This is a genomic window from Bacteroides difficilis (assembly GCF_048319815.1).
In the GTDB taxonomy this organism is placed as follows: Bacteria; Bacteroidota; Bacteroidia; order Bacteroidales; family Bacteroidaceae; genus Bacteroides; species Bacteroides zhangwenhongii.
This window is the reverse complement of record NZ_CP182814.1, coordinates 3,671,813-3,693,264: the sequence shown is the minus strand read 5'-3', so window position 1 is coordinate 3,693,264 and position 21,452 is coordinate 3,671,813. Positions and strand designations below refer to the sequence as shown.

Sequence of the window (21,452 nt, the reverse complement as noted above, 5' to 3'; positions counted from 1 at the left end):
TCGTTTCATCCAACAGGAACGGCTGAAACAAAAATCATCCGGCTGAACCTAAAAAAAACGAAATAATTCTGTGCTTCTCACAAATTCTTCGTACCTTTACACTCCGGTAAAACAAGTTCTATCCACATAAAAGATAACAAAATGGAAAACAGAAGTTTAGTAACCATTGCCGAACATTCTAAAGAAAAAATCCTCTACATGCTCGAAATGGCGAAGCAGTTTGAAATGAATCCCAACCGCCGGTTATTGCAAGGAAAGGTAGTAGCAACCTTGTTCTTCGAACCTTCCACACGTACCCGCCTTAGTTTTGAAACAGCCGCCAATCGTCTCGGTGCACGTGTTATCGGATTTTCCGACCCGAAAGCGACCAGTTCTTCCAAAGGGGAGACACTAAAAGACACGATTATGATGGTGAGCAATTATGCGGACATTATCGTCATGCGCCACTATCTCGAAGGAGCCGCACGGTATGCCAGCGAGGTAGCTCCGGTGCCTATCGTCAATGCAGGAGACGGAGCCAACCAACATCCGTCACAGACCATGCTCGACCTCTATTCCATCTACAAAACACAGGGAACACTGGAAAACTTGAATATTTATCTGGTAGGAGATTTGAAGTACGGACGTACCGTGCACTCGCTGCTGATGGCCATGCGCCACTTCAACCCTACTTTCCATTTTATCGCTCCCGAAGAGTTGAAAATGCCGGAAGAGTACAAGCTCTATTGCAAGGCTCACCAGATAAAGTATGTTGAGCACACGGATTTCACCGAAGAGATTATCGCTGATGCGGACATTCTGTACATGACCCGCGTACAACGGGAGCGTTTCACCGATCTGATGGAATACGAACGTGTAAAGAACGTATATATCCTGCGCAACAAAATGCTGGAGAACACCCGTCCCAATCTGCGCATCCTGCATCCGCTGCCCCGTGTCAACGAGATTGCATACGATGTGGATGACAACCCGAAAGCATACTATTTCCAACAGGCGCAAAATGGTCTGTATGCCCGCGAAGCAATTCTTTGCGATGTGTTAGGTATCACATTAGATGATGTTAAAAACGATATTTTATTATGAGCGAAAATAAACAAGCATTGCAAGTAGCTGCCCTGAAAAACGGGACAGTGATTGACCATATCCCTTCCGAAAAGCTCTTTACCGTAGTACAACTGCTCGGAGTGGAACAAATGACCAGTAATATCACGATCGGATTCAACCTCGACAGTAAGAAGCTGGGTAAAAAAGGTATCATTAAGATTGCAGACAAGTTTTTCTGCGACGAGGAAATAAACCGTATATCGGTGGTGGCTCCGCACGTCAAGCTGAATATTATCCGCGATTATGAGGTTGTGGAAAAGAGGGAAGTGAAAATGCCGGATGAGCTTCATGGAATCGTAAAATGCGCCAATCCGAAATGTATCACGAACAATGAACCGATGGCTACGTTATTTCATGTGATAGACAAAGATAACTGTATCGTAAAATGTCATTATTGCGAAAAAGAACAAAAGCGTGAAGAGATCAGTATCCTATGAAACAAGATTGGAAACCTGGAACGATGATTTATCCGCTACCGGCTGTATTGGTCAGTTGCGGAAAAGAAGAAAGTGAATATAATATTATCACAGTGGCATGGACGGGCACGATTTGCACCAACCCGCCCATGTGCTATATATCCGTACGTCCGGAACGATACTCCCATGAGATTATTAAAAAGAACATGGAGTTCGTCATCAATCTGACAACAAAAGACATGGCTTTCGCCACAGACTGGTGCGGAGTACGTTCGGGGCGCAACTATCACAAGTTCGAAGAAATGAAGCTGACTCCGGGACGTTGCACTGTGGTCAGCGCTCCCTTGATTGAAGAATCACCCCTCTGCATTGAATGCCGTGTGAAAGAAATCGTCTCTCTAGGCTCGCATGATATGTTTATTGCAGACGTGGTGAACGTTCGGGCAGACGAGCGGAATCTGAATCCGGAGACCGGAAAACTGGAGTTGGCGGAAACCAACCCATTGGTATATGTACACGGCGGATATTATGAGCTTGGTGAGAAAATCGGAAAGTTTGGTTGGAGTGTAGAGAAAAAGAAAAACTGACCCCAGATAATACGACCATGAATATGCTGCGTACAATTTTCCTTTTAGGTTTGCTGACCGTAGGCTGTATGGCTTTCGGTCAGAACTACAACGCAGAGAAGGTGGACCGTCCCAATACCAAGAAAATAAACTTTGGTATTAAGGCCGGATTCAACTCTTCCATGTTCCTGGTGTCCAAACTAAAAATCAAAGATGTGACTATCGATGAGGTGCAGAATAATTATAAAATCGGTTATTTTGGCGCCCTCTTCATGCGCATCAACATGAAGAAACATTTCATCCAGCCGGAAGTATCCTATAATGTGACCAAATGTGAGATCAGCTTCGATAAGCTGGGTTCACAACACCCTGCTATCGAACCGGATTATGCATCCGTACAATCTGTATTGCACAGTATCGACTTCCCTATTCTATACGGTTATAATGTTGTGAAAAAAGGACCTTACGGGATGTCTATTTTCGCAGGACCCAAACTCCGTTATTTATGGGGGAAACATAATGAAATCACTTTCCGCAACTTCGACCAGAAAGGGATTCACGAAGAACTTTATCCGTTCAATGTCAGCGTGGTGATCGGTGTAGGGGTCAATATTTCGCGCATCTTCTTTGATTTCCGCTATGAGCAAGGAGTGGGAAACATATCCAAGTCGATTGTTTATGACAATATCAATTCCGACGGCAGCACGGGCGTGAGCAACATTACTTTCCGTCGCCGCGACAGTGCGCTGAGCTTTTCGCTCGGATTCATCCTCTAAACAATGGAGAATTGACAAAAGAATCAAGACTTTTGATTGACGAATGCCAACGTAAGTCCGCCTAATGTTTAAAAATTGTCAATTGTTAATTATCAATTGTCAATTATCCTTTGTTTTCATTAACTTTGCGTGCTTAAAAATAGGTATCTCGAATTAAAAATTTAATCTTACTTTATAAAAGAATGAAAAGAGACGACTTAATTTTCGATATTATCGAAAAAGAGCATCAACGTCAGCTAAAAGGTATTGAGCTGATTGCATCAGAAAATTTCGTGAGCGACCAGGTAATGCAGGCAATGGGTTCTTGCCTGACCAACAAGTACGCAGAAGGTTATCCGGGCAAACGCTATTACGGAGGCTGTGAAGTAGTAGACCAGAGCGAGCAAATCGCTATCGACCGCTTGAAAGAGATTTTCGGTGCTGAATGGGCAAACGTACAGCCGCACTCCGGAGCACAGGCCAATGCAGCAGTTTTCCTGGCTGTACTGAATCCGGGCGACAAATTCATGGGACTGAACTTAGCTCACGGCGGACATCTCTCTCATGGTTCATTGGTGAATACTTCCGGTATCATCTATACTCCTTGCGAATACAATCTGAATAAAGAAACAGGACGGGTGGACTACGACCAGATGGAAGAAGTCGCTTTACGTGAGAAACCGAAAATGATTATCGGTGGCGGTTCCGCTTACTCTCGCGAATGGGACTACAAGCGTATGCGCGAAATCGCTGACAAAGTAGGCGCTATCCTGATGATCGATATGGCACACCCTGCCGGTCTGATTGCTGCCGGAATACTTGAAAATCCGGTTAAATATGCACACATTGTCACTTCGACTACACATAAGACACTTCGCGGACCTCGCGGCGGTGTTATCATGATGGGTAAAGATTTCCCTAACCCATGGGGTAAGAAAACTCCGAAGGGAGAAATCAAGATGATGTCTCAATTGCTGGATTCTGCCGTTTTCCCGGGCATTCAGGGCGGACCATTGGAACACGTCATTGCTGCCAAAGCAGTAGCTTTCGGTGAAATCCTGCAACCTGAGTTCAAGGAATATGCAAAACAGGTACAGAAGAACGCTGCCGTACTTGCACAGGCTTTGATCGATCGTGGCTTTACAATTGTTTCCGGCGGTACGGACAATCACTCCATGCTGGTAGACCTGCGTAGTAAATATCCTGATTTGACAGGTAAAGTAGCGGAAAAGGCATTGGTTTCTGCCGACATTACCGTTAACAAGAATATGGTTCCGTTCGACAGCCGTTCCGCATTCCAGACTTCCGGTATCCGTTTGGGTACTCCTGCTATCACGACTCGTGGTGCTAAAGAAGACTTAATGCTTGAAATTGCTGAAATGATCGAGACTGTCTTGTCTAACGTAGAAAATGAAGAGGTGATCGCACAAGTCCGTGCACGTGTGAACGAAACGATGAAGAAATATCCTCTTTTCGCATACTAAATCAGAACTTTTCATATTATAATATTCAGAGTTTGTCCTTTATGAAAGGGCAAACTCTTTTTTTATTTATTAACGTTCTTCTCCGAACCATCCACACCCGAATTCGTTTTTCTTTTCTCCCCCCTCTATATACAATCATCCCCGTCTTTCCCGATAATAACTCGAGTGCGGAAAGACGGGGATTTACTTTAATGTCAATAATTACTCAGCCCGTTAATCACTAACTAAGTCCTTCTATTTCTCCATCGACAATATCAATATGCAATGCCTGCGGTTCTTTGGGCAGTCCCGGCATACGAAGGATTTCTCCGGCAATGGCTACAATCATTTCCGCTCCGTTATTGATAACTATATCTTTGATGTGGAACTCGAAGTTATTCACCGCACCGTATATTTTCGGATCGGCGGAGAACGAATACTGAGTCTTTGCAATACAAACCGGATAATGAGTGATTCCCATCTTCTCGATCAGTTTGATACGGTTGCGTGCGATACTGCTGTACGTGATCACACTGGCCCCATAAATATGGGTAGCCACTTTTTCGATCTTCTGCTGTATGCTATCTTCCTCCTTATACGTAAAAGTCAATGGTTCGGAAGGATTGTTTTCAATCATATCCACCACCAGACGCGCCATATCCACTGCTCCCTCTCCTCCTTCACTGAACGCATTATTGATGGCAAAGCCCACTCCTAACTGTTCACAGTGCTCACGCAGCAGTTCCATCTCTTCTTCCGTGTCGGATGCGAACTTATTGAAAGCTACGACAACCGTCTGACCGAACGAGCGAAGATTGCGTACATGTTTATCCAGATTGCGCAAGCCTTCTTTCAGTCCATCCATATTCGGTTCCTTGATACGGTCGAGACTGACACCTCCGTGCATCTTCAATCCCTGCGCCGTAGCGACAATAACAGTGAGACGCGGCTGGAGTCCGCTCTTGCGACACTTGATATTGTAGAACTTCTCCGCACCAAGATCGGCACCGAACCCTGCTTCCGTAATCACATAGTCACCGAAAGTCATCGCTAATTTGGTGGCCAGAATGGAGTTGCAACCATGAGCGATATTCGCAAACGGACCGCCATGCACGAAAGCGGCAGTTCCTTCGGTTGTCTGCACCAGGTTAGGATGGATGGCATCTTTCAGTAATACGGTAATAGCACCCGCCACTCCCAAGTCTTTGACTGTAAAAGGCTGGTCATCGTAAGTGAATCCGAGCAGGATATTTTCGATACGGCGACGCAAATCATTCACATCTTGAGCAAGACACAGAATAGCCATAATCTCCGAAGCCGGTGTAATATCAAACCCGGACTCTTGGGTGATACCGTTTGACTTCGGACCGAGCCCCACGACAATGCTGCGCAACGAACGGTCGTTCACATCCAACACCCGCCGCCATAGTATTTCTTTGAGCCCGAAACCTTTTGCCTGATTCTGATAGAGGTAGTTATCCAACAAAGCAGAAATCATGTTATGAGCCGAAGTGATGGCATGAAAGTCTCCGGTAAAATGAAGATTGATCTTATCCATCGGGAGCACTTGGGCATATCCTCCTCCGGCAGCTCCCCCTTTCATTCCGAAGCACGGACCGAGAGACGGCTCACGCAGGGCGACAATCGCCTTCTTCCCTATTTTATTAAGTCCCAATGCAAGACCGATAGACACGGTAGTTTTGCCGATACCCGCTTTTGTAGCTGTAATGGCAGTCACCAGTATAAGATTGCTTTTCTTTACCTTCTCTTCATCAATCAACTGTTCGGGTATCTTTGCAATGTAGCGACCGTAATTTTCCACTTCATCACGAGGGATTCCGATACTTTCGGCAACCTGCTTCACTTTCTTCAGCTCAATGCTGCGAGCTATTTCTATGTCTGATTTCATACAGAATATGATTAGTTTTAGTTGAAAATGCAAAAGTAACAAATCTATGTAAAGCTACAAAACTCTTTCCGCATAATAACTGTTGTATGTAGCATAACCTAAACAACAACTTAATTATGGAATGGATTATTAATCAACTAAGGGTACACCCTGAGCTTGCTATCTTTCTCACGCTTTTTGCGGGATTCTGGTTGGGCAGGCTCAAAATAGGGAAGTTCTCTCTAGGTACAGTGACCAGTGTCCTGCTAGTCGGAGTATTGGTAGGACAACTGAACATCACCGTAGACGGTCCGATGAAGGCCGTATTTTTTCTGTTATTTTTATTCGCCGTCGGTTATAAGGTAGGGCCGCAGTTCTTTCGGGGATTGAAAAAAGACGGTTTGCCACAGGTAGGATTCGCCGTATTGATGTGTATCGTCAGCCTGGTAGCCCCGTGGATACTTGCCAAAATCATGGGATATCACGTAGGAGAAGCCGCCGGATTACTGGCAGGATCACAAACAATCTCAGCCGTTATCGGTGTGGCGAGTGATACCATTAATCAGTTGGGTATCAGCGAAGCACAGAAAGCTACGTATATCAATGCTATTCCGGTAGCATACGCCGTGACTTATATCTTCGGTACGGCGGGATCGGCCTGGCTTCTGGCTTCTCTCGGTCCGAAAATATTAGGAGGGCTGGATAAGGTGAAAGCAGACTGCAAAGCATTGGAAGTGCAAATGGGAACATCGGAAGTAGACGAACCGGGATTCTCCCCCGCACTCCGCCCGGTTGTATTCCGCGCTTATAAAATTACCAACGAATGGTTCGGAAAAGGGAAAAAGGTAAGCGAGCTGGAAACGTATCTGGCGGAAAAAGATAAACGGCTGTTTGTAGAGCGGGTCCGCCAACGGGGGATTGTAAAAGAGGTCAGTCCGGATCTGATGCTCCGACCGGAGGATGAAGTCGTTCTAAGCGGGCGACGTGAATTTGTGATTGGTGAAGAAGATTGGATCGGTCCGGAAGTGATTGACGCCCAATTGCTCGATTTCCCGGCGGAGACTCTCCCGGTAATGGTTACTCACCGCACTTTCGCAGGAGAGAAAGTCGCTACGATCAGATCACAGAAGTTCATGCACGGTGTCAGCATCCGTAGTATCAAGCGTGCAGGTATCAACGTGCCGGTGCTCGCTCAGACCGTAGTCGATTCGGGAGATATCCTCGAACTTACGGGCATGAAGCACGAAGTGGAAGCCGCCGCCAAACAAATGGGATATGTAGACCGGCCGACCAATCAGACCGACATGATTTTCGTAGGACTGGGAATCTTGGTCGGTGGCCTTATCGGAGCTCTTTCCATTCATCTGGGAGGTATCCCCATCAGTCTATCCACCAGTGGAGGCGCATTAATCGCAGGGCTTGTATTCGGCTGGCTGCGCAGTAAACACCCTACTTTCGGCGGTATCCCCGAACCTTCGTTATGGGTATTGAATAACGTAGGACTGAATATGTTTATCGCAGTGGTGGGCATTGCTGCCGGTCCCAGCTTTGTAGCCGGATTCAAGGATGTAGGTTTCAGCCTGTTTATTATCGGTGCACTGGCTACGGCTATTCCATTGATCAGCGGATTACTGATGGCAAAATATCTGTTCAAGTTCCACCCTGCCCTATCTTTGGGTTGCACGGCGGGAGCACGAACGACAACCGCTGCACTGGGAGCCATTCAGGATGCAGTGGAAAGCGACACTCCGGCTTTGGGATATACCGTGACATATGCCGTAGGCAATACGCTGCTGATTATCTGGGGAGTGGTCATCGTACTGCTGATGTAAACCGGCAGTACTTACTGTTTCAGACAAATTATTTACTAGTCTAACAAATATAAATTTCATTATGGAGAAAAAAAACAATAGCCCGGCTATCACTAAAAGCTATGCTAAAAAGATGGAAACCATCAGCCCTTTCGAACTTAAAAACAAGCTTATCGAAATGGCGGATGAAAGTATCAAGAAAATGGCGCACACCATGCTAAATGCCGGTAGAGGAAATCCGAACTGGATTGCTACCGAACCCCGTGAGGCGTTTTTCCTGTTAGGACAATTCGGTCTTTGCGAATGCCGCCGTGTATTCTCGTCGGAAGAAGGGATAGCGGGTATCCCGCAGAAAACAGGAATAGCCGCACGTTTCGAAGCTTTCTTGAAAGATAACGAAAAGACACCGGGAGCCGACCTGCTGAAAAAGGGATATAACTATATGTTGATGGAGCACGCAGCCGACCCGGACACGCTCGTTCATGAATGGGCGGAAGCTGTAATCGGTGACCAATATCCCGTGCCCGACCGTATTCTACATTTTACGGAACTAATCGTACAGGATTATCTGGCGCAGGAGATGTGCGACCGCCGCCCGCCGAAAGGAACTTTCGACCTGTTCGCCACTGAAGGGGGAACGGCAGCCATGTGTTATCTGTTCGATTCGCTGCAAGAGAATTTCCTATTGAACCAAGGGGACGCCATTGCATTGATGATTCCGGTGTTTACTCCTTATATTGAGATTCCGCAATTACGACGTTACCAATTTGAGGTCACTGAAATTTCCGCCGACCAGATGACGGCTGACGGACTGCACACCTGGCAATACAAGGATGAGGATATCGACAAGTTAAGGAACCCGAAAATCAAGGCTTTATTCATCACCAATCCGAGTAACCCGCCCAGCTACGCACTGAGCGCTGAGACTGCGGCACGCATTGTCAACATTGTAAAGAATGACAATCCGAATCTGATGATTATTACGGATGACGTGTACGGGACATTTATCCCTCACTTCCGTTCATTGATGGCTGAATTGCCACATAATACGCTTTGCGTCTATTCTTTCTCCAAATATTTCGGAGCTACGGGATGGAGAAATGCAGTGATCGCCTTACACGAAGACAATATCTACGACAAAATGATTGCCCGCCTGTCGGAGGAGCAGAAAGAAATATTGAACAAACGTTATTCGAGCCTTGACCTACATCCGGAGAAGATGAAGTTTATCGACCGTATGGTAGCTGACAGCCGCCAGATCGCTTTGAATCATACGGCAGGTCTCTCTCTCCCTCAGCAAATGCAGATGAGCTTGTTCTCTCTTTTCGCTCTTCTGGATAAAGAGGACCGCTACAAGATCAAGATGCAGGATATCATCCATCGCCGTTTGCACGCATTATGGGACAATACCGGATTTACACTGGTGGAGGATCCGCTACGCGCCGGTTATTATTCGGAAATCGATATGCTGGTGTGGGCGAAGAAATTTTATGGGGATGATTTCGTCGCTTATCTGCAAAAGACATATAATCCGCTGGATGTGGTGTTCCGTCTCGCCAATGAGACTTCACTCGTACTGCTGAATGGCGGTGGATTTGCCGGCCCCAAATGGAGTGTCCGTGTATCGCTTGCCAATCTGAATGAGGCCGATTATGTGAAAATCGGGAAAAGTATCAAACGGGTGCTGGACGAGTATGCCAAAGTATGGCAGTCGTAAATAGATAACTCCTAGAGCGCAGATGAACACAGATGAACGCAAATTATCGCAGATAATATTTAATCTTTGCGTAAATCTGCGTTAATCTGCGCTTGTTTCATAGATAGTCAGACTGAAATTTTCTATCTTTGTGATGAATTAACCTGTACAAAGATGAAAAAACTGATTCTATTTCTTTCGCTGATATTATCTGTCGGGGTCGCATCCGCACAATCGGAAATACCTTCCGACAGTATCCGCCGTGCCCCGTCAGCTAATATAAAAGAGTTCGGCGGTTTCTTGCTGGATATGGGGATAATGAATATCACTGCTCCCCAACTTCCCAAAATAGATCTGAGTATACCGAATGTAACCAAGGACTATAATCAGCTATTCCGCATGAATACGGATGCTATCTATTCTCAAGGATTCACAGACACCTTCTCTCCGTCATATTCCGGCTTCGGATACGGATACAATTGGGGATTTTCCTCTTCACCGCAGTTTATGCAGATGGGATCTTTCAAACTGAAAAACGGAATGCAAATCAATACATACGGAGATTATGATAAAGACGGATGGAGGGTTCCCAATCGAAGCGCTATGCCTTGGGAAAAGAATAATTTTCGGGGAGCATTCGAACTAAAATCAGCCAATGGTAATTTCGGAATACGAATTGAAGTGCAACAGGGGCGCAATGTCCCCTACTAATTACCGGATATTCGCCCGATGATATTAGAATCTCCAACTAAAAAAGTGTTTAATAAAAGGGGTATTGGAGTATCAAAATCTTAATCTATGTTATTAAACATACTTTTTTTCTTGGATTATTTGCAGATATCACAAAAGTCCGTACCTTTGCAATGTGTTTTTCATAGTATTAGATTTAAGGTTAACAAAGGTTGGAGCAAGGCGTTGCTCCTTTTTTTATGTCTGTACGTTTCATATAATACTTACCATTATTTATATTTTCTCGGAGTAACCCCATTACAGCGTTTAAATACACGATTAAAATAAGGCACATCATTAAATCCTACAGCATAGCAGATTTCAGAAACAGACATTTTTTTCTGTCTTAGAAGCTGGCATGCCAGTCTTATCCGATGTTCATTCAGATATGTGACAAAGGTCTGCCCTGTTGTTCTCTTGAAGAAAATACAAAAGGATGTCCGATTCATTCCTATATGCCGCGCCACATCATCAAGGGTTATATTCCGTTTTGCATTACATACAACATATGTTTGAATCTGTTGCATCCGTTCTTTCTCCTTATCTGTTTTTTGTGATTTACCGACAACCTTCATTCCCCCGCTTTCCCCAATCAAAATAATAAGTTTTATAATGGATGCGATACGCTCTGCAGCATTTTCTCCACACATCTTCTTCAATATGCCAATAATCGCACCGGATTTCTCTTTCGTAAACTTGACTGCGCTCGTATTTTTCTTAAAACGATCCGCATATTCACTCAATTCACTCCCCAAAGCAGCACAATTATTCAGAAACGTGTTATCTAAGAGTAAAGTAATATTTTCTATTTTACCTTCGGTATCCGTAACTTTGTTATCAAAATACCAGCAATGTGATATTCCCGGTGGTACAAGTACGACTTCCCCACTGCTAAAAGGTTCTGTCATATCTCCTATTGTCCGCATTCCGGCGCCGGTTATCACATAAGATAATTCCCAAGTAGAATGTTGATGTGAACCTATCTGTTCGTCGGGCGCAAGATGGACACAATCAAAAGTGTATGAATGGTTTTCAGTCTGTGACATTTGAACTATATTAAAAAAAACAAGACGTTATTATTCTTTTTATATCTAAAATGCAAATATAAGACAATTCTAATAAACAATAAGGCAAATGTTATATCATATTACAGCGTAATTTTGCCCCGTCTTTAATATAAAATATGTAATACCACCACAAGAAAAACTTTTTATTCTTTATGCAACACAATGATTATCTGGCCTCCAAACCGCGATATGAAATTTTAGACGGATTGCGGGGTGTAGCTTCAATGATGGTAGTGGCTTATCATCTTTTCGAGACTTACTCTCACGACCCTTTACATCAGATATTGAATCACGGTTATCTGGCTGTCGATTTCTTTTTTGTTCTCTCCGGGTTTGTTATCGGTTATGCTTATGATGACCGATGGACCAGAATGACGTTAAAAGACTTCTTCAAACGCCGGCTCGTACGCCTTCATCCAATGGTAATAATGGGTACATTAATCGGAGCTTTATTATTCTATTTCGGTGATTGTTCCGCATTCCCGTTTATAAGTGAAACACCTTGGTGGAAATTGCTCCTGCTATTTCTTTTGAGTTGCACCATGATTCCGGCAGTTACATCATGGGATATACGGGGATGGGAAGAAACAAACCCATTGAATGGCCCTACGTGGTCGTTAACATTGGAATATATCGCAAATATTCTCTATGCACTGTTCATCCGGCATTTTTCCAAAACACTCCTGGCTATCTTTGTGATAGCAACCGGATTCTTGACAATCGACCTGACAATGAACTTGGATGTATTCAATATATTCTCTGCCAACAGAAATGCAGCCTACACAGTCATAGGAGGATGGAGTATTACTCCCGCCCAAATATATATAGGTATCAGTCGGTTACTTTACCCATTCTTCATGGGACTATTATTGTCCCGAATCAACAAACTTATCAAAATTAAAAGAGGATTCTGGTGGTGTTCGATACTTATTATTGTAATGTTGGCTATGCCCCGTCTTGGCGGCCAAGAAAATATGTGGATGAATGGAGCTTACGAGGCATTCTGCATTCTTGCCATTTGTCCATTGATTGTAGCCATAGGAGCAGGAAGTGATATAAAAGGGAAAAGATCTGTAGCTATCTGTACTTTTCTCGGAGAAATTTCATATCCGCTCTATATTACGCACTTTCCACTGGTCTATATGCAGATAGCTTGGGCAAACAGCCATCCGGACGCTCCTCTAGGCACAGTTATTTGCCTTAGTGTTTCAACCTTCATCCTCTCCATAGGTTTAGCGTACGCTAGTCTTAAACTTTATGATATACCTGTTCGCGAGTGGCTAAAGAAACATTGGTTAATGAAATAATTAAAATCACCCTCTCAAATATAAACTGTCTATTGTCATCCGATGCAAATCAACAATAGGCAGTTTATTTTTTATTCATACAGGATTTTTATACTTGAGTTATCGGCGCTCTACCTTGTTTTCTTTCACAAACTTGCGAATAATCCCCAAGATTTCAAGCCCGTATTTCTGTACTCCCTTCGCACCGAAATAGGGTATGGCCTCCAAAGCTTCCGGAGTATCGGGCAACAAGTTTACAATCCCCATCAGGGCTTTCTGCTGCATTATGATATAAGCCGGGAGACTTACTTCGCGTGCTTTTGCCGCTCTCCATTCGGACAAGGTACGGTAAAGCTCCGGGTACAGAATATCTGTAGGAACCTCAACCTTTGCTTTCGAAGAACTACGTGTACGTTCTTTACGTCCTTTCCGTTCTCTCTTCTCTTTCGGAGCTTTGGGTGAAGAACCGGAAGAAGAATCGTCTTCAAGGCTTAACGTCACTTTAGCTTTTAACTTCAAATATCCCGTAACAGTAAAGGGTTGCCCCATCATCCCTTCCAATAAAGATTCCTTAATCCACAACGCATCGTCCAACGCTTGCAGGCGTTCATTCAACTGCTTCCTAAGTTCTTTATTATCGAGGGGCATATTCGTCTTTTCAAACAACGCGCGTACAGGTTCAAGTTCCTTACGAAAGTATCCTGCACCGGAACGAACCCGCTCCTGCAATCCCTGGTCCGCCGCATAATCATCGCTCCCATTTATCAATCGGGTATATTGATTACGGAAACGTTGAGACACTTCCACTATCTTTTCTTTGATGTGAGGAGCCAATTCTTTATACTCGGCAAGTTGTTTCGGATAAAGTTTATAGAGGTCTTCATCTATCAGGCGAAGCAGTCGCTTATAAGCTTGGTCGAGCGAATAGAAGTTGAATAAATCGCTCAGTAAATCAAAGAAATAGGCCTTCTGCATATCGTGTAACTGCCGGTTGCCCGGTTTGTTTCTTTCTACTTCTTTGGTGAAGTTATCTACTGTACTATCACTGATGATAGCTTCTCTACACAGAGGGGATTCCAGCACCATGCCTTCCAAAGTTTTGCAACGGCTTAAGGCTACGTAGGTCTGCCCATGCGCAAAGGAATTGCGCGCATCAATAATGGCACGCTCAAACGTCAGTCCCTGACTCTTATGTATCGTAATAGCCCAAGCTAACCGGATAGGATACTGACGGAAGGTTCCTTCTATCTCTTCGGTGATTTCTTTCGTTTCTTCATTCAGCACATATTTATAATTGCCCCACTCTTCCGGCAATAACTGAAATTCATTTCCATTATCTTTTCCCCGCACAATCATCCCCGCATCATTAACGGCTGCCACTTCTCCAATCATGCCATTGTAATAACGCTTTTCCGACGAGGGATCATTTTTAAGGAACATAATCTGTGCTCCCGCTTTTATGGTGAGAACTTCGTCTGCCGGATATAAATATTCCGGAAAAGTTCCGTCTATCTCTGCACGAAAACTATAAGTCTGCCCGGACAGAGAGGCCAATTCATTATCGTTCACCTTCTGTGCCTGATAATTATGCGTTGTCAGACGGATGTAGCCTTCTTCCTTGCGAGGACGAAAGCCCGGCTGATACCGACGGTTCAACTCATTCAATACTTCATCGTCTGCCTGATTCTCACGTATCTTATTCAACAAGGAAAGAAAAAAGGTATCACTCTGACGATAGACTGTTTTCAGTTCAATTGTCATATATACCGTCTCACGCAAAGCACGACTGGCAAAGAAGTAAGGGGTTTCATAATAGTTCTTCAACATTTCCCATTCATTCTCTTTCACCACAGGGGCTAACTGCTGCAAATCTCCAATCATCAGCAATTGGACTCCACCGAAAGGCTTTTCCCTATCCCGGTATCTCCGCAGAGCCGAATCTATCGCATCCAACAAATCGGCACGTACCATACTGATCTCATCTATGACCAGCAAGTCCACGCTACGAATGATATTCCGCTTTTCTTTACTGAAACGATAGTGTGTCTGGGAAGAGTTGAACGTGGTCTCCGGAACAAAAGGTGCAAAAGATAACTGGAAAAAAGAATGAATGGTAACTCCTCCAGCATTGATAGCGGCAATACCTGTCGGCGCCAAGATAACCATACGTTTAGGACTCTGTTCCTTCAATCTTCTCAGAAATGTAGTTTTTCCGGTTCCGGCCTTTCCGGTAAGAAATAAATGTGTGCCTGTATTTTCAATGAACTGCCACGCTAGTTGCAGTTCGGGATTATTTTCCATGGGATTCAAATTTTCAACAAAGGTAACTATTATTCTTTTTCTTTCGTCTTGATACGAAAGAAAAAGAACCAAAAAGAAAGAATCAAGGCTGCGCTTTTCTGGCTACTCCGGTGTTCTCTCCGGCTAAAGGGCAGAAACTCGCTTCGCTCAAACAGTCTGCCCTTCTTAACGCCGAAGAAAACACCTGCGCTTAACGCCAGAAAAACGAGGCCGGAGAAACCATTCGGTATGTAGTCCATTCGGCATAGGGTCCTTTCGGCGTGTAGTCCTTTCGGTATATGGTTCATTCGGTATGTAGCTCTTTCGGCGTGCGGTCCATCCGCTGTACTGACCACAAGACAGAAACACGCTATAAAGATTCACAGAACGAATGGAATATGCGAAATGGGTTATATGTTGAGTGGTGTACACACTGAATGGGCTGTTATTAAATGAATTATATGCTGAACTGTAATACTGAATGGATTACACTCTGAATGAATTACATACTGAAAGGATTACATGCCGAAAGGACTACACGCCGAAAGGACTACACGCCGAATGGACCCTATACCGAATGGACTATACGCCGAATGGACTATATGCCGAATGGACTATATGCCGAATGGTTTCTCCGGCCTACTTTTTTCTCCGTTAAGCGAGTGCCCGTAACGAAGCGTTAAGAAGGGCAGACTGTTTGAGCGAAGCGAGTTTCTGCCCTTTAGCGGAGTGAAGGAAGCGAGTAGGAGAAAAAAGTAAGCCTTGAATTTTTCTTTGGTTCTTTCTTTTGCTTCAAGGCAAAAGAAAGAATAAGAGTATTATTTCATAGAGCCCCCCACAATATCCAACAGCTCATTTGTAATAGCCTGCTGGCGACTCTTGTTATATTGCTTCGTCAAATCCTGAATCAGCTCATTCGCATTATCCGTAGCTACCTGCATAGCTAACGTACGGGCAGCGTGTTCCGATGTGTTCGAGTCAACGGCTGCTGTAAATAGTTTCTGGCTTAATACAGTGGGGATTAGATTGGCAATCAGTTCTTCGGCGTTGGGTTCGATGATGTAGTCGTTGGCGACTTCACGTCTTTCCGCCTCCCCTTTGTCCTTTTGCTCCTCATTCATCTGCTCCTTGTTTTGTTCTTCTTCATCTATGATATGTGTCAGATCGATGGGAAGATACGTTTCACGAAGGAGGATTTGCGTACCCATAGACTTAAAATGATGATAGATAATTTCCACACGGTCTATTTCGCCGGATACAAACATCCCCATCAGACGATGAGCCAAGTCGGCGGCTTCCTGATAAGTCGGTTTGTCAGATAAGGTGGGCGAAGTTTCCTGCGGTTGGAATCCCATGCGTTTTACAGCTTCATCTACTTTCTTGCCTATTGGAAATATCAAGATATTGTCTTGCCCGAGAGTGCGATATTCACCTACCGTTTGCAATAACATTTTTATCACATTGGCATTGAAAGCACCACAAAGAGACGTATTCGAAGAGAAGGCGACAATTGCCACACGCTTCACTTCGCGCTCCTTCACGTAGGGAGATTCGATAGGAAGGTCCGCACTCAGAAAGTTAGTCAGAATCTTGTTCAACTTCTTCTGATAAGGCAACATATTCTCAATGGCTCCTTGTGCCTTATGTAATTTGGCAGAAGCCACCATCTTCATTGCTGAAGTGATCTTTCGGGTACTCTTTACCGAATTTATTCTGGTTTTTACTTCTTTCAGTGAAGCCATAACTTTTTAAATTAAGAATGAAAAATTAAGAATGAAGAATTTACTATGCAGTATAGTCAAATAGTTAATAATAAGAATTCTTCATTCTTTATTCCTATAAGTATTGTTTGGCAACCATAGCGGCGGTTTCCTCGATGGCATTGGTTACACTATCATCGATAACGCCTGTCTTTAAGACATCCAACACATCCTGCTGGTGATTCAGTTGCAGAGATTCGATGAAACTACGTTCAAAGTCCTGTACCTTATCCAATGGGACATCGTGAAGAAGTCCGTGCGTACCGCAATAGAGAATAGCAATCTGCTGTTCTACGGGCATTGGGCTGTATTGAGGTTGAATCAAAAGTTGGGCGTTCTTACGTCCCTTATCGATCGTCAAGGCGGTAATCGGATCCATATCACTGCTGAACTTAGAGAAAGCTTCCAGCTCACGATATTGGGCTTGGTCAATCTTCAATGTTCCGGCTACCTTCTTCATGGCCTTAATCTGTGCGTTACCACCTACACGGGATACGGAGATACCCACATTGATAGCCGGACGGACACCCTGATTAAAGAGATCGGTTTCGAGGAAGATCTGTCCGTCAGTGATGGAAATCACATTCGTCGGGATATAGGCCGAAACGTCTCCTGCCTGGGTCTCGATGATAGGCAATGCGGTAAGGGAACCTCCTCCTTTGACTATATCCTTCAAGCTGTCCGGCAGGTCATTCATTTCGCGCGCCACTTCTTCCTGACTGATAATCTTCGCCGCACGTTCCAACAAACGGGAATGCAGATAGAAGATGTCACCCGGATACGCTTCACGTCCCGACGGACGGCGGAGAATCAGAGATACCTCACGATAAGCTACCGCCTGCTTGGAAAGGTCATCATACACAACCAGCGCATGACGACCGGTATCACGGAAATACTCACCGATGGCTGCACCCGCAAATGGCGCATAGTATTGTAGCGCGGCCGGGTCGCCGGCTGTAGCGGCTACTACAATCGTATAGTCCAACGCTCCATTCTCACGAAGTGTATTTACGATAGAAGCGACTGTAGAACCTTTCTGCCCGATTGCCACATAGATGCAGTATACAGGGTCGCCTGCCAGAAAATTGCTACGCTGATTGATGATCGCATCAATCGCAATAGCCGTCTTTCCCGTCTGACGGTCACCGATAATCAACTCACGTTGACCACGCCCGATAGGAATCATGGCATCAACTGCCTTCAATCCGGTCTGTAATGGCTGATTGACAGGCTGACGGTAAATTACTCCCGGAGCTTTCCGTTCCAACGGCATATCATAAAGTTCACCGCCAACCAGCCCTTTGCCGTCGAGCGGTTCACCCAATGGGTCGATGACACGTCCCAACATCCCCTCGCCTACACGAATGGAGGCGATGCGTTTCGTACGTTTCACAATAAACCCTTCTTTGATTCTGTCCGTCGGACCCAGTAGTACAGCACCCACGTTGTCCTCTTCGAGGTTCATCACGATTGCTTTGATACCATTGTCGAACTCCAGCAATTCATTCGCTTCGGCGTTCCGCAGTCCATAGATACGGACCACACCGTCGCTCACCTGAAGCACCGTACCGATTTCGTCAAGCTGCACATTGGCATTAATCCCTTCGAGCTGCTTGCGCAATATATCGGATACTTCGCTTACTCTTATATTTTCAGACATTATACAATTCTCCTATTCTTATCAATAAATTGTTGTTTCACTCGCTTTAACTGCGTAGCAACGCTCGCATCCAAACGGTAATCGTTGATATCGAAAATAAATCCACCCTCAATGGACGGGTCTACTACCGTTTCCAACTCCATCTGCGCATGCAGGATATGCGCTGCCGCAGAACGAATCCGATCCGATGTCGCTTTATCAACGTCAACAGCCGTAATCAGTTTACCGACTCCGATATGTTTCAACTTCCGGTACAGGTCCAGGTACATCAGGCTGATAAATTGCAGATAACCTTCACGCCTGTTTTTTAATACCAAAGTGATAAAACGGATAAACTCTCTGGTTGATGTACCTTCACCATCGGCAGCCGTACAAACCAACGCTAATTTCTCCTTAATCGCAATGACCGGATTATCAAGTGCCTCACGCAGTCCGGGTTGTGCACAAAAGCTGTGGGACAGAGTGAGGAATTCCTGATATACCCTGTCTTCCACTCCTTTTTCCTGCGCGTATTCGATCATCGCTTTTGCATAACGCATTGAGAGTATTCCGACTTCCATTTTCCTTAGTTCTTATTCGGGGTTAATACTTCATCCAGCATACGGTCGATCATCCCCATCTGTGCTTCCTTATCTGCAAGATTCTTGCGGAGCACCTTCTCGGCAATGTCCACCGAAAGGACAGCCACCTGACGACGGATGTCGCGGATAGCCTCGTCTTTCTCTATCTGGATTTGTTGCTTCACCGCATCAAGTTCTTTTTGTGCGGCTATCTCGGCTTGCTTACGGGCCTCGTGAACAATTTTGTCACGTTCTTCCATTGCTTCCCTCAAGATGCGTCCTTGTTCCTTGTTGGCAGCAGCCACCAACGCGTCGCCCTCTTCTTTCAGTCTAGACAACTGTGCATTGGCTTCCCTCGCCACCTCCAAAGACTGGTCGATATAGGTTTTACGGCCTTCCACCATTTTTATAATGACGGGGAAGCCGTATTTCGCCAATATCACGAACACAATCCCGAATGAGAGGAACATCCAGAACAACAGGCCACTATCAGGTAATAGTAATGACATAGGCTTAGAGGAAGAATACCAATAGACAAACAACTACCGCCAACAGTGCCACACCTTCAATCAAAGCAGCGGCGATAATCATATTCATACGAATGTCACCTGAGGCTTCCGGCTGGCGTGCGATAGCTTCCATTGCCGAACCACCAATTTTACCAATACCCAAACCAGCTCCGATTACTGCAAGACCTGCACCGATAGCTGCACCTAATTTACTTACTCCTACTGCTGCTGCAGTGGCTTGTAACAATACTGATAGTAACATAATTTTCAGTTTTAAAATGGTTTATATTTTCTCTCGTTTAATTATTTATTTCTCTTCCGCTTTTACTTTGGCTCCTTCCTGCGCCAACCCGATAAACACAGCCGACAACATGGTGAATACGTATGCCTGAATGAAAGCGACCAACAATTCAAGCGCATTCATAAAGATATTGAACAATACGGAGGCTACTGTCAGCGTGCCGTTCAAGGCAGGTCCCATACTTGCCGAGATAAATATCAAGCAAGTAAGCACCAACATTGCCATGTGTCCCGCCAGCATATTGGCAAAAAGACGGATCATCAAAGCAAACGGTTTTGTAAAGATCCCGAAGAACTCGATAAACGGCATCATCGGCACAGGCACTTTCAGCCACCAAGGAACATCAGGCCAGAAAATATCTTTCCAGTAATGCTTCGTTCCGAAAATGTTGACCGCCAGAAACGTGCATACGGCAAGTACCATTGTGATAGCAATATTTCCCGTCACATTCGCACCTCCGGGAAAGAACGGAATCAGTCCCATCATATTATTGATAAAGATGAAAAAGAATGCCGTCAGCAGATAGGGGGCAAATTTCCGGTAATTAGGACCGACACAGCTTTTAATAATGTCGTCATTCACCATCATAATGAACATTTCCATGAATCCGACAAATCCACCCGGAGCTTTGGCTCCCTGCGGACGTTTTCTGTACCAGTGCGCCACACTCAAGACGATTACCAGCAACAATACGCTATTGAACAGTAAGGCGAACGTAACTTTCGTAATGGATATATCCCAAGGACGGACTTGTTCGCCCGCCGCATTGTATTCCACCAGTTTGCCCTCGTACTTACTTCCTTCCGGAGCTATCGAAAGCCCCTCATACGTGCCTCCGTTCTCTTCGAGACGAGAAGAAAGGAACATATGCCAGCCTGTACTATTACTATAAACAATAATAGGTAATGGTATAGTAATGTGCGTTTTACCCCACGTGGTAATATGCCATTCGTAAGAGTCTCCGATATGTCCGAATACGATTTCCTTCACGTCCACCGTATTCTCCTGTTCCTCTTTCGGAGTAATCACATCCTGCACCTGTGAAGTCGCTTCTCCCTGCTCTTGTGCAAAGCCGGGCAGACCGGACACCACCATCAGGCAGAATAATATCAACGGAGCCATTATGTTATGCAACTGTTTCATTTTTCTTCTTATTTTGCTTTTTCCGTTTCTGATTCACCTCAAAAGAGAAAAAGAACCAGGTTTCGAATATCAGATATATCAAATAGAATGAGATAAACGTCAGCAAAAAAGCCTTAGCCTCTTCGCGCACGGCTATACAATAAATCAGGACTAGAATGATAGAAAGAATCATCTTTACCATCTTTATTGCCAGATACAACAGTAACATTTTTTGGGGAGCGTGCAGCCGGCACGCATCGAACATATAGATACTAAACAAACCGAATAGATAAAAATAGACCGGAATAAACGGGTATCCTCCGAAGTAGTGTCCCGGCAGAGCTATATGCAAAATAACCGCTCCCAATCCTGCACTTATGATTGCAAACAGCGTATGCAACCCGATAAAATTTCGTTTCGTTTTCGTAATGTTCACCATGTCACTGTGTTTTTCTTAATATATTGTCTTCTGTCAGCCG

The 21,452-nt window shown here is 44.8% G+C and carries 21 protein-coding genes; 10 read left to right on the top strand and 11 right to left on the bottom strand.

The annotated features are described in order from the left end of the window. Positions 1-141: 141 nt before the first annotated feature. The 5 genes from pyrB (at position 142) to glyA (ending at position 4,325) form a co-directional block, all read left to right on the top strand. Positions 142-1,083, top strand: coding sequence for an aspartate carbamoyltransferase (gene pyrB, locus ACNOGP_RS14190; protein ID WP_007760777.1), 942 nt, complete (start codon positions 142-144; stop codon positions 1,081-1,083). Then, positions 1,080-1,541: an aspartate carbamoyltransferase regulatory subunit gene (pyrI, locus tag ACNOGP_RS14185; protein ID WP_007755315.1), complete on the top strand. Its 462-nt coding sequence runs from the start codon at positions 1,080-1,082 to the stop codon at positions 1,539-1,541. The genes pyrB and pyrI overlap by 4 nt, the downstream gene beginning before the upstream one ends. Continuing rightward, positions 1,538-2,107 (top strand): flavin reductase family protein, encoded by a 570-nt coding sequence (locus ACNOGP_RS14180; RefSeq protein ID WP_186968562.1) that lies wholly within the window; start codon positions 1,538-1,540, stop codon positions 2,105-2,107. The genes pyrI and ACNOGP_RS14180 overlap by 4 nt, the downstream gene beginning before the upstream one ends. Before the next feature lie 17 nt (positions 2,108-2,124). Next, positions 2,125-2,862 (top strand): porin family protein, encoded by a 738-nt coding sequence (locus tag ACNOGP_RS14175; RefSeq protein WP_143865850.1) that lies wholly within the window; start codon positions 2,125-2,127, stop codon positions 2,860-2,862. A gap of 182 nt (positions 2,863-3,044) precedes the next feature. Further along, on the top strand, positions 3,045-4,325 hold the full coding sequence (gene glyA, locus ACNOGP_RS14170; RefSeq protein ID WP_007755307.1) for a serine hydroxymethyltransferase: 1,281 nt from the start codon (positions 3,045-3,047) through the stop codon (positions 4,323-4,325). A gap of 220 nt (positions 4,326-4,545) precedes the next feature. Here glyA and ACNOGP_RS14165 read toward each other — a convergent pair whose 3' ends face one another. Then, positions 4,546-6,213 (bottom strand): formate--tetrahydrofolate ligase, encoded by a 1,668-nt coding sequence (locus tag ACNOGP_RS14165; RefSeq protein ID WP_007755304.1) that lies wholly within the window; start codon positions 6,211-6,213, stop codon positions 4,546-4,548. Between the two features lie 116 nt (positions 6,214-6,329). Between ACNOGP_RS14165 and aspT the strand changes: the two genes are divergently transcribed. The 3 genes from aspT (at position 6,330) to ACNOGP_RS14150 (ending at position 10,410) form a co-directional block, all read left to right on the top strand. Beyond that, the gene (aspT, locus tag ACNOGP_RS14160; RefSeq protein ID WP_418213090.1) at positions 6,330-8,024 is read left to right on the top strand and encodes an aspartate-alanine antiporter; all 1,695 of its coding nucleotides are present in this window, start codon (positions 6,330-6,332) and stop codon (positions 8,022-8,024) included. Positions 8,025-8,085: 61 nt separating this feature from the next. Next, positions 8,086-9,720, top strand: coding sequence for an aspartate 4-decarboxylase (aspD, locus tag ACNOGP_RS14155; RefSeq protein ID WP_195533929.1), 1,635 nt, complete (start codon positions 8,086-8,088; stop codon positions 9,718-9,720). A 153-nt stretch (positions 9,721-9,873) separates the two neighbouring features. After that, a complete protein-coding gene (locus ACNOGP_RS14150; RefSeq protein WP_186968237.1) occupies positions 9,874-10,410 on the top strand; it encodes an occludin in 537 nt (178 codons plus the stop codon). 248 nt (positions 10,411-10,658) lie between these two features. Here the strand turns inward: ACNOGP_RS14150 and ACNOGP_RS14145 are convergent, their stop codons facing one another. Beyond that, a complete protein-coding gene (locus ACNOGP_RS14145) occupies positions 10,659-11,474 on the bottom strand; it encodes an AraC family transcriptional regulator (RefSeq protein WP_186968238.1) in 816 nt (271 codons plus the stop codon). A gap of 173 nt (positions 11,475-11,647) precedes the next feature. Between ACNOGP_RS14145 and ACNOGP_RS14140 the strand changes: the two genes are divergently transcribed. Continuing rightward, positions 11,648-12,802, top strand: a complete 1,155-nt coding sequence (locus ACNOGP_RS14140; protein ID WP_195476868.1) for an acyltransferase family protein — start codon at positions 11,648-11,650, stop codon at positions 12,800-12,802. A 99-nt stretch (positions 12,803-12,901) separates the two neighbouring features. Here the strand turns inward: ACNOGP_RS14140 and ACNOGP_RS14135 are convergent, their stop codons facing one another. After that, entirely contained in the window at positions 12,902-15,082 is a 2,181-nt protein-coding gene (locus ACNOGP_RS14135; protein ID WP_418213089.1) for an HRDC domain-containing protein, read from the bottom strand. Positions 15,083-15,111: 29 nt separating this feature from the next. After that, entirely contained in the window at positions 15,112-15,321 is a 210-nt protein-coding gene (locus tag ACNOGP_RS14130) for a hypothetical protein (RefSeq protein ID WP_143865835.1), read from the bottom strand. A 237-nt stretch (positions 15,322-15,558) separates the two neighbouring features. Here ACNOGP_RS14130 and ACNOGP_RS14125 point away from each other — a divergent pair, with 237 nt between their 5' ends. Further along, a complete protein-coding gene (locus ACNOGP_RS14125; protein ID WP_418213088.1) occupies positions 15,559-15,744 on the top strand; it encodes a hypothetical protein in 186 nt (61 codons plus the stop codon). Positions 15,745-15,879: 135 nt separating this feature from the next. Here the strand turns inward: ACNOGP_RS14125 and ACNOGP_RS14120 are convergent, their stop codons facing one another. The 7 genes from ACNOGP_RS14120 to ACNOGP_RS14090 all read right to left on the bottom strand — a co-directional run bounded on the left by ACNOGP_RS14120 (position 15,880) and on the right by ACNOGP_RS14090 (position 21,412). Further along, complete coding sequence (locus ACNOGP_RS14120; protein ID WP_149923721.1) at positions 15,880-16,803, bottom strand: F0F1 ATP synthase subunit gamma; 924 nt, start codon at positions 16,801-16,803, stop codon at positions 15,880-15,882. 94 nt (positions 16,804-16,897) lie between these two features. Then, positions 16,898-18,481: a F0F1 ATP synthase subunit alpha gene (gene atpA / locus ACNOGP_RS14115; protein WP_007755263.1), complete on the bottom strand. Its 1,584-nt coding sequence runs from the start codon at positions 18,479-18,481 to the stop codon at positions 16,898-16,900. Further along, on the bottom strand, positions 18,481-19,041 hold the full coding sequence (locus ACNOGP_RS14110; RefSeq protein WP_270541118.1) for a F0F1 ATP synthase subunit delta: 561 nt from the start codon (positions 19,039-19,041) through the stop codon (positions 18,481-18,483). The genes atpA and ACNOGP_RS14110 overlap by 1 nt, the downstream gene beginning before the upstream one ends. 5 nt (positions 19,042-19,046) lie before the next feature. Then, positions 19,047-19,550 carry a F0F1 ATP synthase subunit B gene (gene atpF / locus ACNOGP_RS14105; RefSeq protein WP_007755259.1) on the bottom strand — a complete coding sequence of 168 codons (504 nt, stop codon included), beginning with the start codon at positions 19,548-19,550 and terminating at the stop codon, positions 19,047-19,049. A gap of 4 nt (positions 19,551-19,554) precedes the next feature. Next, entirely contained in the window at positions 19,555-19,812 is a 258-nt protein-coding gene (gene atpE, locus ACNOGP_RS14100) for an ATP synthase F0 subunit C (RefSeq protein ID WP_004295758.1), read from the bottom strand. Positions 19,813-19,857: 45 nt separating this feature from the next. Then, positions 19,858-20,994, bottom strand: a complete 1,137-nt coding sequence (gene atpB / locus ACNOGP_RS14095; RefSeq protein ID WP_195476861.1) for a F0F1 ATP synthase subunit A — start codon at positions 20,992-20,994, stop codon at positions 19,858-19,860. Then, positions 20,978-21,412 (bottom strand): hypothetical protein, encoded by a 435-nt coding sequence (locus ACNOGP_RS14090; RefSeq protein WP_143865828.1) that lies wholly within the window; start codon positions 21,410-21,412, stop codon positions 20,978-20,980. Before ACNOGP_RS14090 ends, atpB begins: the two co-directional genes overlap by 17 nt. Positions 21,413-21,452: the final 40 nt, after the last annotated feature.